This window comes from Trichodesmium erythraeum IMS101, assembly GCF_000014265.1.
In the GTDB taxonomy this organism is placed as follows: Bacteria; Cyanobacteriota; Cyanobacteriia; order Cyanobacteriales; family Microcoleaceae; genus Trichodesmium; species Trichodesmium erythraeum.
On the sequence record NC_008312.1, the window covers coordinates 3472632 to 3489722 of the forward strand.

17 protein-coding genes are annotated in these 17091 nt (G+C 33.4%); 2 read left to right on the forward strand and 15 right to left on the reverse strand.

Features of this window, described 5'->3' with window-relative positions:
• Positions 1-14: 14 nt before the first annotated feature.
• The 14 genes from TERY_RS10575 to TERY_RS10640 all read right to left on the reverse strand — a co-directional run bounded on the left by TERY_RS10575 (position 15) and on the right by TERY_RS10640 (position 14710).
• Complete coding sequence (locus tag TERY_RS10575; RefSeq protein ID WP_011611825.1) at positions 15-554, reverse strand: ferric reductase-like transmembrane domain-containing protein; 540 nt, start codon at positions 552-554, stop codon at positions 15-17.
• Between the two features lie 692 nt (positions 555-1246).
• Entirely contained in the window at positions 1247-4837 is a 3591-nt protein-coding gene (locus tag TERY_RS36760; protein ID WP_011611826.1) for an SAV_2336 N-terminal domain-related protein, read from the reverse strand.
• A 144-nt stretch (positions 4838-4981) separates the two neighbouring features.
• The gene (locus TERY_RS10585) at positions 4982-6127 is read right to left on the reverse strand and encodes an AAA family ATPase (protein WP_011611827.1); all 1146 of its coding nucleotides are present in this window, start codon (positions 6125-6127) and stop codon (positions 4982-4984) included.
• Positions 6128-6164: 37 nt separating this feature from the next.
• Positions 6165-7688: a hypothetical protein gene (locus TERY_RS36765; RefSeq protein WP_011611828.1), complete on the reverse strand. Its 1524-nt coding sequence runs from the start codon at positions 7686-7688 to the stop codon at positions 6165-6167.
• 35 nt (positions 7689-7723) lie between these two features.
• A complete protein-coding gene (locus TERY_RS10595) occupies positions 7724-7975 on the reverse strand; it encodes a hypothetical protein (protein ID WP_044136703.1) in 252 nt (83 codons plus the stop codon).
• Between the two features lie 35 nt (positions 7976-8010).
• Positions 8011-8262, reverse strand: coding sequence for a hypothetical protein (locus tag TERY_RS10600; protein ID WP_044136704.1), 252 nt, complete (start codon positions 8260-8262; stop codon positions 8011-8013).
• Positions 8263-8297: 35 nt separating this feature from the next.
• Positions 8298-8549 (reverse strand): hypothetical protein, encoded by a 252-nt coding sequence (locus TERY_RS10605; RefSeq protein ID WP_044136706.1) that lies wholly within the window; start codon positions 8547-8549, stop codon positions 8298-8300.
• Positions 8550-8584: 35 nt separating this feature from the next.
• A complete protein-coding gene (locus tag TERY_RS10610; protein WP_044136706.1) occupies positions 8585-8836 on the reverse strand; it encodes a hypothetical protein in 252 nt (83 codons plus the stop codon).
• 35 nt (positions 8837-8871) lie between these two features.
• Positions 8872-9123: a hypothetical protein gene (locus TERY_RS10615; protein WP_044136708.1), complete on the reverse strand. Its 252-nt coding sequence runs from the start codon at positions 9121-9123 to the stop codon at positions 8872-8874.
• Between the two features lie 35 nt (positions 9124-9158).
• Positions 9159-10562, reverse strand: coding sequence for a CHAT domain-containing protein (locus TERY_RS10620; protein WP_011611833.1), 1404 nt, complete (start codon positions 10560-10562; stop codon positions 9159-9161).
• 31 nt (positions 10563-10593) lie between these two features.
• Positions 10594-11529, reverse strand: a complete 936-nt coding sequence (locus TERY_RS10625; RefSeq protein ID WP_011611834.1) for a hypothetical protein — start codon at positions 11527-11529, stop codon at positions 10594-10596.
• Positions 11530-11686: 157 nt separating this feature from the next.
• The gene (locus tag TERY_RS10630; RefSeq protein WP_011611835.1) at positions 11687-11908 is read right to left on the reverse strand and encodes a hypothetical protein; all 222 of its coding nucleotides are present in this window, start codon (positions 11906-11908) and stop codon (positions 11687-11689) included.
• Between the two features lie 1370 nt (positions 11909-13278).
• The gene (gene nblB, locus TERY_RS10635; protein ID WP_011611836.1) at positions 13279-13941 is read right to left on the reverse strand and encodes a phycobilisome degradation protein NblB; all 663 of its coding nucleotides are present in this window, start codon (positions 13939-13941) and stop codon (positions 13279-13281) included.
• 307 nt (positions 13942-14248) lie between these two features.
• Positions 14249-14710: a CBS domain-containing protein gene (locus TERY_RS10640; protein ID WP_011611837.1), complete on the reverse strand. Its 462-nt coding sequence runs from the start codon at positions 14708-14710 to the stop codon at positions 14249-14251.
• Between the two features lie 191 nt (positions 14711-14901).
• Between TERY_RS10640 and TERY_RS10645 the strand changes: the two genes are divergently transcribed.
• Entirely contained in the window at positions 14902-15231 is a 330-nt protein-coding gene (locus tag TERY_RS10645; protein ID WP_011611838.1) for an NAD(P)H-dependent oxidoreductase subunit E, read from the forward strand.
• 30 nt (positions 15232-15261) lie between these two features.
• On the opposite strand, the gene TERY_RS10650 is transcribed toward TERY_RS10645, so the two are convergent.
• A complete protein-coding gene (locus tag TERY_RS10650; RefSeq protein WP_011611839.1) occupies positions 15262-16167 on the reverse strand; it encodes an alpha/beta fold hydrolase in 906 nt (301 codons plus the stop codon).
• Positions 16168-16596: 429 nt separating this feature from the next.
• Here TERY_RS10650 and TERY_RS10655 point away from each other — a divergent pair, with 429 nt between their 5' ends.
• Positions 16597-17076, forward strand: a complete 480-nt coding sequence (locus tag TERY_RS10655; RefSeq protein WP_011611840.1) for an ATP-binding protein — start codon at positions 16597-16599, stop codon at positions 17074-17076.
• Positions 17077-17091 lie beyond the last annotated feature (15 nt).

Below are 17091 nucleotides of genomic sequence, written 5' to 3' on the forward strand. Positions count from 1 at the left end.
AATTTATATCTATATTATGCAATAGTGGTTTCGTTTTTGCTTTTAGTTTTTGCCCATTTTTTTCTCCACTCTAGAATTTTTCTAATAATAAATAAAATTGTTATGCTTGTAATTCCTAACATTGCTAATGGGGTAATATAGCTCCAATGACCCTGCATTTTGTCTATGACGTGCCAGAGTAAAAGAAACATTGCTAAATAAGTCATTTGATGTAGTTTCTTCCAATTCTTTTTCATTATTTTGATACTCCAATTATTGGAGGTTATTGTTAGTAGTGCAAAAATAATGAAGCTGGCGACTCCGGTATATGATATCAAGTATGTTTGAAGATTAAAAAAATCAAAGTATCTCTTGATAATTAGTAACCGTGCATGAGCAACAGTAAAGAAAAAAGTAACTATGCCTATTTGACGACGATATTTGAATAAGAATTTAAGAAATCTTGTTTTTTTTGTTCCTGGAAAAACAATTTTTAAAGTTGTGGGAAGTAATGTTGCAATATAGAAAATTAGTGCTAACAAACCTAAGCAGTTAGCAACTGGTGCGCTATCCAAAACAGACTCTCCTGTGTTTAATTATTAAACTATATTGGAAGCAAATAAAAACTAAAGCTGCTCCAAAATTTATTCTTTAATTTTTCAGATTGAGTTTAAATAGCTTCAAAAAGACTTTAATTTTTCAAAAACATAGCTTTTAGCTAAAAAAGTACCTAAATTTAATAATTATATTTATTGATACTTTTGGATTTATGTTCATTAGTATAAGTAATTTTTATATTTTTTTAATAACATCACTATACAAGTTTTCATAAAAACTATTAGCTATCATAACATTTTGAAACAATTATTGTTTCTAAAGTGGTTAGGGGTAGCTTCCTCTATCTCCTAAAGAAGTCTTTTAATTACTTGGACGTAATATTTGTAGGACTAACGCAGTATATTAAGTTATAGAATCAATCTCTTTAATAAATAATATCAATTTTGGGGGGAAAACATCAAGATTTAAGAATTTCTTACTGTATCTAGGCCGTTCATTCTAGATACGTTAGTGTTGCCTAAGTTTTGATGATTTAACCATAGGTTTTTTGATAGTTGATAATTCTATCATTTGATTACTTTAGCTTTTTGTCATTTGTCACAATTATAAGACAAGTGACATTATGAGATAAAAAATCGATACGCCTAGAGGTGGAAACTAAGGGTAAAGAAACACAGGGTAAAGGGCAAAAGGGGAAAAGAGAAAAGGGTTAGAGAGTTCTCCCGCCATCGCAGACAAGACGAAAACCAGAATTGATGATGTGGACGTCGCGCCTAAGACCGTCGGTGCGAACCGCAGAACGGCAAATATCAGGACTGTTGTTCCAAGAACCGCCCCGCAGCGGTGAGCGTTGTTTGTCTCCATTTAGCCAAGTGCTGCCGTCTATAGGAGCATTTCGATAATTATCATGCCATTCATCACCACACCATTCCCAAACGTTTCCGTGCATATCATATAACCCAAAACCATTGGCTGAAAACTGACCTACAGGAGTTGTTTGCTTTCTATGTTCTCCTTTTGGCTCATCCGCATAAGTCACTGACGCATTATAATTAGCTAACTCTCCTGTGATCGTTTCTCCACAGCTAAAAGGTGGATAACTTTCTCCCTTTCCTAGGCCTAAAGCTTTTCTCTGTGCTCGACAAGCATATTCCCATTCCGCTTCACTGGGTAGTCTATAATTCCTTCCTGTTAATTTCGATAGTCTTTTACAAAATTCTACAGCTTTGTACCAACTCACGGCCTCAACTGGTCTCTGCCATCTATCTATACCTTGGTATGGTTTTTTGAAATAAGATGGCTCTGGGTTTAGGTCTAATTCTACTTTTAAGTCTGTTCGAGAAGCGATCGCTCTCCACTGTCCTTGAGTAACCGGATATTTGCCCATAAAAAAGGGAGAAACAGTCACATTATGCTGGGGGCGTTCTGTATCTCTGTTAAGTTTTTCACTTTCAGGAGAACCCATGGTAAAAGTACCACCAAGAATAGCTACCATTTCTAGTTCTAACTGTTGCGCAATAGTTTCCCTAAAATATCGAGCAAACTTAGTATCTTGCTTAATAATTTTTCCTCCTCGGTCAACTGTTGGCGTTGTATATTCATAGTGAAAAACCTCAAGGTCGGAGGGAAATGAAACCCCTTCTCTTTTTAAACTCCCAACAAAAGTTTTCCTGACAGAACACAATACACGAAAACCAGTATTGTTGAAACGGCTGTAGCTCATATTGATCTCAGAGCAATACGCAGAAAGGGACTTATCAGGACGGCTGCTCCAAGAACCTCCGCGGAGGGGTGAACGGTTTTTATTTCCATCTAGCCAAACACTTCCATCTACAGGAGCACCATTATAGTTTTCATGCCATTCATCACCACACCACTCCCTTACGTTTCCGTGCATATCATATAACCCAAAACCATTGGCTGAAAATTTACCTACAGGAGTTGTTTGCTCTCTATATTCTCCTTTTGGTTCATCGGCATAAGTCACTGACGCATCATAATTAGCTAGCTCTCCTGTGATCGTTTCTCCACAGCTAAAAGGTGGATAACTTGCTCCCTTTCCTAGGTCTAAAACTTCTGTCTCTGCTCGACAAGCATATTCCCATTCTGCTTCACTGGGTAGTCTATAATTCCTTCCTGTTAGTTTTGATAGTCTTTGACAAAATTCTACAGCTTCGTAGCAATTCACGTTTTCAACTGGTCTCTGCCATCTATCTATACCTTGGTATGGTTCTTTAAAAGTAGATGGCTCTGGGTTTAGGTCTAACTCTACTTTTAAGTCGGTTCGGGAAGCGATCGCTCTCCACTGTCCTTGAGTAACCGGATATTTCCCCATAAAAAAGGGAGAAACAGTCACATTATGTTGGGGGCGTTCTCTATCCGTACTACCTTTTTCACTTTCAGGAGAACCCATAGTAAAAGTACCACCAGGAATAGCCACCATTTCCAAATTAATACCATCCGCAAGAAATTCCCTGAAATAAGGAGCGATATAAGCTGTTGTGTTGATCACTTCCCCCCGTCGGTTAACTGTGGGCGTTTTATAAGCAAAAACTTGATTTTCTTTAGGAAGTTTTTTCCCCTTATAAGCAAAAACTTGATTTTCTAACTTAGGAAGTTTTTTCCCCTCAACATTCTCAGAAATTTCATTTTGAGACCTTTCTATTTCCCGAGCAAAATCAGCATAAGGTCCTCCTAATCTTTTTAAAACTTTAGTTGCAACCGTAGCAAAATATTTAACATCTAAATCTAAAACATTCCTCTCAGTTTTTAACCTTTCCAACTCATCAGGTTTTTTCAATAAAGCCAAAAATTCTCGAGGACTATTCCCCAGTCTATTAGCAAAATCCTGAGAAATCATAGTAATAATTTCCTGAGCATTCTTTCTCGGACTATCCTTCAGCAAAATATCTCTAATTTCCTCATCAATAAACTGATATTGAACCTGATCAAAATCAATATCAGGAGTAATCAAAGATTGAGGTTTAAGAATATTACCGAGAAATACCTCAGCCACATGAACCTGTTGAGAATCTCTCAGAAAATTCTTTTGAATTGACCGTACAATAGGTAAATTAATCACTGGTGCAGCAGAAAGATACTCAGCTAACTTTTGTGCTGTTTTTGAAGAACTCATCTTAAAATTATACAGCCGTTTTTCACCTGTTAAATTTGCTCTTTCTTGGTCTGAGACTGTTTGATTCTGGTCTAGTTTTAATAAAGAAGAAAAAACAAAACCACCAGCACCAATAATTCCTTTTCCTACCACCATTTCGCTCCAAGTTTCTATTAGTTCTGGTTCCAAACTAAATACAGGAACTTTGATTCCAGTTTGTAAATTATCATTACTCCCAAAAAAAACTTCCCTAACCAATAAATTAGAATTAGGAACCCTAGGCTGTAAACAATCCAATTGTACCATTGCCCCTAAACTCAGAGCCGTTCTTAACCACAAACGTCGAGGTAAAACTTGGATAATTGCCACAATATTGTACTTTCCCCAATTTTTTAAGAGAGAAAAAAACTGACCATTACGCCAAATCTTGCTAACACAATCACTAACTACTAAAATCAAACGACGACCAGTAGGATCGATAAGTTTTTGAGGATAAAAAAGATGATGAGAATAAGGATTTTGTTTAATCCCTTGTTTAAGGCAAATTTTTCCCTTTGTGTCTGTCAAAATTCTCCAAGTTTTTACATTCCGAAAAATACCATAACGTTTGAATAATTGTTGTAATTCTTGAATATTTTTATCCCAAAAAATCATAGAATCACTTTGGTCAACCACTAAAGCCAAATCAAACTGAAGTTCCAGAGGATATTTGAGAATAGGAACACAAAGTCCTTCTAATTGAGCAATATTTTCAACTGTAGCTTTTTCATCTAATAAAACTGCTTTACCATAAGAAATATATTCCATTAGAGGACGAAAAGCGCTAGCAATTTTCAAAGGGTGACGCAGTGAAGAAACATCAGGAGCTTTTATGGATAAATCACTTTTATTAGAAGAAGTAGAATTAGTTTTAGGAGTAACTTCAGCGTAGGAATTATTTTCAGGAATTTTCGGATAAAAACTATCTTGAAATTGTGTAGTAGAAGATCTTGTAGAAGATATTGTAGTATTTACTTTTTCACCTGTAGTTATTTGATTTTTAGAGGGTATTTTTTTATCAACTGAAGAGGGATATTGACGCCGCATTGCCAACCAAAGATTTTCGGCAATTTCTGTACCTGTTAGTTTTAACTCTTTTTCTAATAGTCTAATTAAATTATCAAATTTATCAGTTTTTTTAGTCATATTTATTAAACGTAGGTTGGGCTAACGTACGACAACCAACATAACTAAATTATATCAATAAAATACACTCAACATTACCAAAATTATCCTGATGTTTGACTTCAGTGTCGTTCTGCCCAACCTACATTACTATTGACATTGTTATCAAAATTCATCCGTAGTTGATAAACCCTTCAATAATAAAGCTTGTAAGTCATCAGTAAAAGCTTCTGGACTAAGGTTATTGCGAATATAAATAGCATTCAATAACTGATCCGTTGCCCGTTCCTGTTCGTCCTTTTCCAAAAAAGCTTCAATAAGTTCCTCAGTTGTTGTCTTCAAACTTTCACCTTGTTCCTCATCCTGAAAATGAGCCTTAATAATAGTTTGAAGAGCTGCCGCACCCGGGTCTGGCATTCTTATTCGGAGACAGCGGCGCACAAAAGCCGGAGGAAAGTCCCGTTCCCCATTACTAGTCATAATTACAATAGGAAAACTAGAACAATGAACTCTTCCCCCTATAATAGAAGCTTTGATACCCGCATCTTCCGTCCGCACTTTTACTTTTGTTGGTTGATCATTTTCAGAACTTTTTTCAGACCTATCAGCCCAACGGACCAACTCAGGAATTTCAAACCTTCCCTCCTCAAATAAGTGAAGCAAATCATTCGGCAAATTAATATCACTTTTATCTATCTCATCAATTAATAATACTCTCGGATATAAAGAAGGTAAAAAAGCTGTTCCTACCGGGCCCAAAGTGACATATTGGCCAATATTTTGTAAGTTCTCCCTATTTAACTGAGAATCTTGTAACCGAGCGATCGCATCATAACGATAAAGTCCATCGACCAAATTAGAACGAGCTGTAATGGGCCAATTCAATACGGGCCCTAATTTTAATTCCTGTGCGATCGCATAAGCCAAGGAAGTTTTACCCGAACCAGGGTTTCCTGTGACCAAAAGAGGCCGTCGTAAATATATTGCAGCATTTACGGCATCAACAACATTAACAAGTGGTTTTTGACCATCATCTTCCTCAGTTATTTCTGAGGAATAAACACGAAATTTTTCACCCTTTTCTCTACCCCTTTTATTATCATCAGACTCAGCTAAAATTTGAATATTTTGCCAATCTTTTTCCAGTTGTTTTTTTAATTCAGAATCTTTTTCTATCTCTTGAAATTTTCGCCAAGGGGGAGGATCAGGAAGGTCAGCAATATTAACATTATGTGTATTTCCATCACCATAGAAAAAAAGCCAGGCTTGTTGATTTTCCATCATATTATTTTGGGGATAAATTTTTACCACTGCTTTCTCCTTTTTTAAGAACTAATTATTTAGTTGATTAAAATTGATTAAAAGCAGGAATGTTGATTGGTTTGCGGTCATTACAATCACATAAAATTCTTAAATGGTAACCTAAAGATTCTGTTTTAGAACTATCAGCAATAGCCAGGTCTGTTTTACGAATATCAAAAATTTGTGTATATAATTGATTAACATCTGACAAATTTTCTAATTCTATTAAATGATTGAGCTTATCTATTAAAGATTGATAATGGGAATCATTTAAATTATCCCTTTGATTTTTCCTTTTTATCCATAGACATAAAGGAACTCCCTTTTCTAAAATAACTTCAAATAAATTAAATGCTTTATTATTTCCTTTAGGTAAACCACAGGATATTTTCAGGATAATTTTATCCTCTAATTTATTTCCTAGCTGTTTTCTTTTTTGTGGGTTAGACAAGAATTCATTTAATTTATCTTCCACTTCAAAAGCTAAAATATTATTTGATATAACTGGTTTTTTCTCCATAATTTTCCAGTTTTTTTTGCAACAGTTTAGCCAACTAGTTTTACCTGGTTGTAATCGTTCTAAAGAGCGTAAAATTACAGGATATTCTTCACAAATAGCTTTTTGTTTTGCTTTTAAAGCACTAGGAATTTTAAACTCAAAATCTTTAATAAAAAGTTCTCTCTTTAAAAATAGCTCAAGTTTTAAATCATAAGTTTTATTTTGTTGCACTAGTTTACGCAAATATACCTCTTGAACCTGCTCAATGAATTTATAAATAATATTAGGAATTTGCTTTTCTGAATATCCATTTTCCTCAAAATCTTCTTTCTTCAGCTCAACTTGAATATTTTTAGTATGACCCCAGTTTTCAATAAACTCACCTTGAACATTAAATGTTTTTTTATGATTTTTAATCTGACTTCCCATAGGAAAAATAGTTATCAAAAGATAGCTTTGGAGATCAGATGGTTTGTCTTTTTTATCAGGAATATTTATATCTGAGCAATTTGTTTCTATCCATTTTCTCAATCTTTGCTTGAGATAATCTCTAATATCTTCAGCATTCAAAATTTTAACTAAATATTGTTCTACAAAATCTATGAACTTTGGATCATAGTAAAAATAAAAACTATCTCTATCACTAAAAAGCAAACCATTACCATTTTTTTCAGTTTTTTCAGTTTCTTCAGTTAACTCTAATAAATGCTCTTCTAATTTATCTATATTTTCAAAGTCCCCAAAAAAAATCCCAAAATTTTGGTTTTCTGAAAAAATTTTTTTTAGTAAAAAAATAAGAGTAGAAAGTTGTGAATATGTTTGGTAAAGTTCTTCAATTAATGGATAGTCCTCACTAACAATTTTAACAAAATCAACAATAAGTTCTGTATTATTTAGCTCAATGATTAAATTAATCAACCTTGTATGATAGGTATCTCCTTTAATTTTATTATAAAAATTAGCTCCAAATTTCTCTGGATATTCAGAAAATATACTTGTCAGTTTATCCTCACTTAATACCTTTTCAATCTCTTCACGAAATTTGATTCTTTGCTTATCAGTAAATTTCATTTGCAATGTACTTACATTACTATTTTATCTACTATTTATAAATCTTGAGCAAAATTATGATACTCATACCTAACAACTTTAATAAAATCAAAAATAAGTTCTCTATTATTTAGCTCAATGATTAAATTAATCAACCTTGTACGATAGTCACCTCCTGGAATTTGATTATAAAAATTAGCTCCAAATTTCTCTGGATATTCAGAAAATATACTTGTCAGTTTATCCTCACTTAATACCCTTTCAATCTCTTCACGAAATTTGATTCTTTGCTTATCAGTAAATTTCATTTGCAATGTACTTACATTACTATTTTATCTACTATTTATAAATCTTGAGCAAAATTATGATACTCATACCTAACAACTTTAATAAAATCAAAAATAAGTTCTCTATTATTTAGCTCAATGATTAAATTAATCAACCTTGTACGATAGTTATCTCCAGAAATTTGATTATAAAAATTATCTCCAAATTTCTCTGGATATTCAGAAAATATACTTGTCAGTTTATCCTCACTTAATACCCTTTCAATCTCTTCACGAAATTTGATTCTTTGCTTATCAGTAAATTTCATTTGCAATGTACTTACATTACTATTTTATCTACTATTTATAAATCTTGAGCAAAATTATGATACTCATACCTAACAACTTTAATAAAATCAAAAATAAGTTCTCTATTATTTAGCTCAATGATTAAATTAATCAACCTTGTACGATAGTCACCTCCTGGAATTTGATTATAAAAATTATCTCCAAATTTCTCTGGATATTCAGAAAATATACTTGTCAGTTTATCCTCACTTAATACCCTTTCAATCTCTTCACGAAATTTGATTCTTTGCTTATCAGTAAATTTCATTTGCAATGTACTTACATTACTATTTTATCTACTATTTATAAATCTTGAGCAAAATTATGATACTCATACCTAACAACTTTAATAAAATCAAAAATAAGTTCTCTATTATTGAGCTCAATGATTAAATTAATCAACCTTGTACGATAGTCACCTCCTGGAATTTGATTATAAAAATTATCTCCAAATTTCTCTGGATATTCAGAAAATATACTTGTCAGTTTATCCTCACTTAATACCCTTTCAATCTCTTCACGAAATTTGATTCTTTGCTTATCAGTAAATTTCATTTGCAATGTACTTACATTACTATTTTATCTACTATTTATAAATCTTGAGCAAAATTATGATACTCATACCTAACAACTTTAATAAAATCAAAAATAAGTTCTCTATTATTGAGCTCAATGATTAAATTAATCAACCTTGTACGATAGTTATTTCCAGAAATTTGATTATAAAAATTATCTCCAAATTTCTCTGGATATTCAGAAAATATACTTGTCAGTTTATCCTCACTTAATACCCTTTCAATCTCTTCACGAAATTTGATTCTTTGCTTATCAGTAAATTTCATTTGCAATGTACTTACATTACTATTTTATCTACTATTTATAAATCTTGAGCAAAATTATGATACTCATACCTAACAACTTTAATAAAATCAAAAATAAGTTCTCTATTATTTAGCTCAATGATTAAATTAATCAACCTTGTACGATAGTCACCTCCTGGAATTTGATTATAAAAATTATCTCCAAATTTCTCTGGATATTCAGAAAATATACTTGTCAGTTTATCCTCACTTAATACCCTTTCAATCTCTTCACGAAATTTTCTTCTTTGTTCCCCCGTTAAACTCAAGAAACCATTTTTTTTCTGAGTTATCTCCATAGATTCTTTGGCAAATAAATAACCATCTAAAGCATTCATAAACACAACAGGAATTGCAAAATCTCTTGCCTCATAACCCTTCTCAATACGCAACTTAAACCGAGCCTTCTGTACCGCCATCTCAACAGAATTACCATCTATTATTTTTGAATAAAACTCCTTCACAAAAATAATCGCCGTTTGATTAGAAACCTTATATTGCATAGCTATAACCACCGGAATTCCCTCAAGCATTAAGCGAGAAGCCAGACTACTAAAAGCATTAGTTTCAGATTGTTTTCCAGTTTCACAAGCTTGTAAAATCACAACTTTAGGTTGATGACCAGTAAACAATTGACAAAACATTTTAGCATCTTTCCAATCAGCTTCACCAAACTCATTAACAAAAGCAACCTGTCCTAAATCTTCTCCATTTTTCTCAACTAATTGACCGTGACCAATAAAATGAAAAATATCCGGTTTCTCAGTTTCTAATCTTTCTACAATACTATAGAAATCTAGAGAATTCATAACAGGTAAAAATTTAACTTGCTCCTGTTTAGTATCTATACTTTTTAAGTATTTATGTACCTCATAATATTCCACATCACTTAATCCAGAATCAGCCGTCGGTTTCGAGACAACTAAAGCAATTTTTAACTGTTCATCCTGATTAATTTTAATAGATAATTTATTTGATTCTTCTAATTGATATCTACGACGGTAAAAACTTAATTTACGATTAGTAGCGAAATAAATTTGACCTTGATTATATTTCTCAGGTAAACACATTAACTCCCAAGGATAAGCTACAACTTCCGGCATAGCTTCCTCATTTATTTCTAAAATAATTCCCAAATTTGCATCCTGTTGTTTGAGAATATCTTGATAGTATGCCAAAAAATATTCTCTTAACTGAGCATCAAACAAAGCCTCAAACAAAGCTTCTCCCACCTTAGTAATTTGTTCACCTTTCAAATTAGTAGGAGCTTTAATAATTTCTCTAATCTTATCGTTAATTTTGTCAAGATTTAACTTACCTATTAACTGCTCTTTAGTAGCTAACTGAGGAGTTAATTTTATGAGTTTAACCGTATTTTCATTAGAAACAATAACATTACAAAAACATTGATTCATCGTCATAAAAATTAAGAACAATCAAAAAGTAAATAATCTACAGTTTTGGTAAGCTAATTTGTTTTTCCCACTGACTAGTCCATTCTTCCTTTATCCCAACCGCAAAACTCTTAGCTGCTTTATCTTTACTCCCAAACAAATTTTTTAAATGACCTGGTAAACTTGATATTACATGAGTTAATTCACCATTCAACCAATCAATGTTAGGTTCAATCCAAGCATGACCAATTAAATCAATAAACTCCCATCCCTTAGGAACCTTAAAAATAACGCTAAATTCTACAGTAGACTTATCCTGAATTTCTGGTTTTTCAAGCCGCCATTCACACCAAGAATTATTTTCCCCATGAGCAGAGATATTAAACTTACCAAATCGATAATTTAAACTATCAAAAACAATAAAAGTTTTAAATTTATTTTTAGCTCTTAAATCAACTTTTAATTGATCATAATTAGGAAGATTAGCTATTTTCATTAACTCAGAACTATCACCTCCAACTCCCACATCCAAGTTAGCATCTAATCCTAAATTAAAGTTAACTCCTGCACTTAATATTGTTTGCCATTTACTATCTGGAATAATACGATGAACTATTGGCTCCTCTTTTCCTTGAGCACCAAAATCAAGCCGACATTCTAACTTTGAAATTAAAACACTTGGTTGAGGTCTTAGATCAATACTCACAACCATAGAATAGAAATCAAACCGCTTCATTAACTGTTTAACTTCGTAATTTAACTCTATTCCTTCTGCTTCAAAACCTTTTGCAGTAAGAGGAATTAATCTACTATCAGGATTACCAAAAGTAACAGTAGTTTCCTTCAATCTTTTAACCGCAGTTGCTCCTCTTTTTAACTCTTGAGCTTCCCCTCCCCCTAACTCATTTTCCTGGCTTTTTACTTTTTCAAATAAATCATTAAGTAAATCTTCTGCCTTCTCAAAATTAGGTAGATTCAATTTCTGATTTGTCATTAATTTTTTGGGAAATACTTTTTAGGAAATAAGGTTTGACTTAGACGTCTCCAAAAACTAAGATTTAACAATATGTTTAAAAGACTTTCTCATTAATTATTCAGAGATGTCTATTGTAGAGATATTTAATGAAACATCTCTACATTTTGTGGACAAATTATTCTATAGTAATTGATTGAGGACCTTCATCTTTAGTATTATTGCTTGTATCTTTAGGAGAACCATTAGTGTAAGTATCACCTGTCTGATTATTAAGCCAAGTTTTAACAGGGTCATCATTAAGATTTAGCCGCAGCATACCAGAAAAAAAGCCTCCGAAGAAGGCAGCTGGTTGTTCAATCAATTCTTTTATAACTGGGGTCAATTCATCTAAGAACATAGAGTTTTTTCTGCTCCATAAAGCTGATATAAAACGTCACAATAGGTGATATTTTAATGTTTACTCCCTGCTTCTATCAGAACTGTCACTAGCAGCCTGTCCACAGGTATTCACGGTCAAAATAACCGCAATTATCAAATTTTTACTAATGTATAGTATACTTAAACATCTAATTTTATAATCATTTTTTCATTAAGTCAACGCTCTTTGCCTTGAGTATATGTTTTTATAGTATTGAATGATACGGGCAAGCTCCCCCCTTAACTTTACCCGCTGCATCTTACATCAAATCAAACTTATGAACTAGTTTCTTTTAACTTGAAAATTTTACTGAAAAGTTGGGTTTAAAGCCTCACCAATAAGTGCGCAACTTTTTAATTGTTTTTTTTTGAATATAGTATGTTAAGATATTAATTTGTATAAGTAAAAAGTTAGAGACAAAAAGACAAACGTAGAGACAAGGGTAGTCCATCCTAGCTCACTCCTAATATCTCCCCGAAAAGAGAACAAGAGTGGGTGTAGTCTCGCCGTAAAGCACTCAAAGTGTGCTAAGTTAAAATCTCACCTATGCTTGAGCTTCTGCTGGCAATAAGCCCCCTATGCCTAACAGCGGGGGAAGACGCCAATAATTAATCCTAGAAACAACTTCCATATTTAAGACAGGACGCTTAATCATGTAAATAATATAAATTTAAATTATCAACTAAGGCCAACCAATATTATATCTATATCTATTTGAAGAATTATACTTTAGAGGATGTTGGCAGAAGTTTCTGTTGCTCTTAGTACCAGAATAAAGCATAAAATTGGCAATTAGAGTCGAAAGTTTTTTTTGATCACTGATTATTCTGACATGATATAAGTCATGTAAATTCCCATAAGTTATTACTATACTTAGATCATACTTAAGTTATTAAGTAAGTTATTAAGTAATAAACACAGGTAGAATAACCTTTTTGCAATCAGAGCCAAAACAAATTAATGTTAATTTCATAAATGTTTTATATCTCTACTCTAAGTGCCAAGTTAAAAAGTTTCTGAGAAAAGCTTAAGGCATCCTTTGCCATCCCATCTAGCCATCCCATCTATTAGTTCAGCTTCTCTTCTTCCCTCAAGTCAACAGGGTTGCCCAGAAGTTACCCCCAATTAAATTTTAATGGGGATACTTCAGAAGTCGATACTAATAACTAACTGTTTCCCTAGGTGACATGAAAAACATAGTTCCTCCGGAAAAGGTTAACTAATAATTGATAACTAAAATAAGGGGATGAAAAGAAAAAACTATTAATATAGCAAATATTTCAGGGGTCCGTACTTATAGCTGATAGCTCATAACTGACATGACCAAAATCTCCTGCCTTTTTTCTATATTACCTGCTCTGAGATAGCTTGGCCTCCTGAGCAACCTGTTCAACTTCATCCTCAGCCAACTGTGCTATTATCTCTTTTGCTTCTGGGGTTCCTAACCTCTCTAAGGCCTGTAAAACTCTATAGCGTATTTGCCAGTCACTGTGGACAGCAAAGGGTTTGAGTAAAGGAATGGCTTCTAAATTTCCTAGTTCCCCTAGAGCGCTAATGGCAATAGTCTGTATTAATTCATTCTCTGAATTGAGAGCATCCTCAAGTAAAGAAAAAGCTTTTGGTTCTCCCATTTCTCCTATTGCCGCAACTATACTGAGTTTTACTAACCATTCTGAAGTATTTTGGTATACCCGCACTAGGTCATCAAAAGCTTGAGTTATTTTTAATGCTCCGATAGCATCTGCTGCTGCTGCTTGCACATCTGCTTCTTTATCTTTGAAGAGACGCTCACACAATATTTCTTGGGATATTGTTAAGTTTTGCTTTCCCAAGCTTGACATTTGGCTGACGGCAGCGTACCTAACACGAGTATTTTTATCCTTGATCGGAATTTGAATTAATTCAAAGGCGATCGCAGGTTCTATTTGACGTAATTTATTAACTCCTCGCAAGCGATCGCCTAGTTCTTCGGATATCAGTAGTTGCTTAACTGAATTTGGGTTAACACTCATTTTATATTTGTTTTCTGTACTTAGTCCGTATATCCTAGCTCCTAAATCAAATCCAAATCTAGGAACAGCTTTTTGGGGGTAGGAAAGCACTTATACATAAGGGCATAGGATTTTTCCAATTTTGACCTGATTTTATGCACAGGACTTACACAATATTAAATCATAAACTATCTAGAAGGGGGTTGACAAATAAAAATATTACTAGTATTTGTATTCATGCATAAGTTTTCATCCCAATATTATCCCAACGGAGTTGATCTCAAAAGCATAAACTTCAGCTGTTGATTTTTTACCATCAAATTACACCTCACTCAGCTGCCATAGCTCTAATGATGTCACCACGGGTTAGTATACCAATAACTTTGCCATTTTCATCTACCACTGGCAAACGATGAATACTACGCTCGTTCATAAGTTTAGCTGTTGCCGAAAGTCGTTCTTGTGATCTAGTAGTCAAAGGATTTTTAGTCATTATCTCCTCAACAGTTTCTCCTAAAGCTTTATGAATTTCTTTTTCATAACGCCCTGGATTTTCTAAGAAGATAATACTATCTAGCAGCATAATATAAGGTGGAGGGGTAACTCCACTCTCTTGCCACATTAAATCTGTTTCTGATACTATACCAACTAACTTTCCGTTGTCATCGACTACAGGAAGACCACTAATGTGTTTTTCTGCCAAGATCTTAATTGCTTCTTTCAAAGGCGTTTTCGGTTTGACGGTGATGGGATTAGAACTCATAACCTCTGATACAATTTTGTTGGTCATACTTACCTCTGATTTTTTTTTCTGAATAATTGAGCAATGATTATAGTTATATGATCAAAATTTTGATTTTGACTTTTGCTTTTTGCTTCTATTAAGGTCAGAAAAGAAAGTGCAATTTACTATAGTATTGCACCTTGATTAAATCAAACCTTTATTTTTTGTAATTAATATATATTAAGAATTTATGACTAATGTTAACTCATAAAGGCCAAAAGCAGAAAATTAATTCTGGGGATCGCTATGTATTTGTTTGTCAAAATCATTCTTGTTTGCGCCAAAACTCTCAAGAAGTTCTCAAGGCCTTTAAAGCTGAGACCGAAAACTTGGTTGGGGTCTATATTGAGTCCAGTAGTTGTCTAGGCCAATGTAGTATTAGCCCTACAGTAAGAATTATCCCGGATGAAATTTGGTACTACCGAGTCCAACCCGAGCATGTCCCATTAATAGTTACACAACATTTCGTGGGCAATAAACCTGTAGATGATCTGCTCAACCCCAGAATTCATCCTCGTTTTTACTGATTAGAAAATAATAAAAGCCTATTGCGTATCCTAGAACCTTTTAACTGTTGAGAAAACCCATTCCTGAATTAACTTATTAACAAGATCAGGAGCTTCGTCATGGGGACAATGACCTGCTTTTAAGAAGTATTCTGTTAACTGAGGATAATATTTACGAAATTGGACACTCCGGCTTCTTGTATTGATCCAAGGGTCAGCTTCTCCCGAAAGCATAAGTAGAGGAGACTCTAAGTCACCCAACAACTCATCTACTTTCTTACCAGATGGTGCCTTAAAAATAGAAGCAAAGACTTGAGCTGCACCGGGGTCACAAGAAGGTCGATATATATCTTCTATTAATTGGTCTGTAATAGCACTTTGATCCAAATAAACTTTTTGTAATATTTTTCTAATAGTGCTACGTCGTCGGGTCCATTGAAATAATAAAAAACTAGGTAGGGTTTGCAGAAATAACCACTTTGTGATCCGAGAAATAAATTGTCTAAATATTGGGGGCTTAGGAGTAGGTTGAGATTCGCTAAATGGTCCAGCACTGTTAAGAAGTATCAAACCTGCTGTAGAAGTTGGATATTCAGCTGCTACGCACAATGCTACATAACCTCCAAGAGAATTTCCTACTAAGACTACTGATCTACCTATAACTTGGGTAATAAAGTCATTGATCTGTTGTTGCCATAGCTTACCACTATATTGCCAGTTTGGTTTACCTGAACGTCCAAATCCTAATAAGTCAATAGCCCAAACTTGAAAAAACTCGCTGAGAGCTGCAATATTTTTGCGCCAATGGTCTGTAGAGCCTCCAAAGCCATGTATTAATAGTAAGGGTGGATGGGTAGGGTTAGACTTACCTGCACATAAGTAGTAGATTTGCTGATTCTTCCATAGCCAATAACTTCCAGGAACTGAAATTGTAGTAGTTATAGATTTAGTCAACATACATTAAATATTTATTAAATGTTTATTAAATTACATTAAATACTATATCAAAAATATAATGGAATAAGATTATATTGCTACAGAATAAATATTGTCAATGATCCCAAATCAGAGTCATACTAAATCCCATTTATAGAATACAGTACCCTTTTGTGTAGATAATGAGATGGGACTGTAGTAGAGATCAAGAGGTAAAAAAATAGTTAAAGAGGATCAGAAAAAAAAATGTCTTTTGATAACTGGATCTAGTACCAGAATCAATCTTTATCTTTTAGATACTTTATTTTTCTGAGGAGTTTTGATATTATAGTAAATATGAGAGCAGTAATGCTCACATAAAAGCTTTTTAAACTGTAGAGGAGATTCAGAACTCTTGACAAAAGTAGTTGCTGACTATGCCCCATACAAAAGCTAGGGAGTTTGTTTTAAGTGATTGCTACATCATCACGTCCACGTCAAATATGTCAAAATTGGGTGACAATTAGTTTCGCTTCTACCCTCTATTTGTGTCCTATCCTTAATCTGTTACTAGCTGATGTTCCTAAACAATGGCACCCAGAACTCCGATTAGGACTACAAGAGGCGTTAGTTAATGCTACAAAGCATGGCAATAATTTAGACCCTACTAAAACTGTTTTAGTACGTTTTTCAATTGTTAAAGACGACTATTGGTGGGTGATATCAGATCAAGGTTCTGGTTTTCAACCACCCATTAGAGCTAACCAATATCGGCAACTAATTGGTGATACTCCTGAACAATACACACATGATGAGGATGAAAAAGAATGTGGTCGAGGAATATACATTATCTACCAGGTCTTTGATTATATTGAATGGAACTCCAAGGGCACAGAGTTAATGCTATGTAAAAAAGTAAAGAATAACTCTAGATTGCCCCTGGTAGGATGAATAATTAATTTAAGT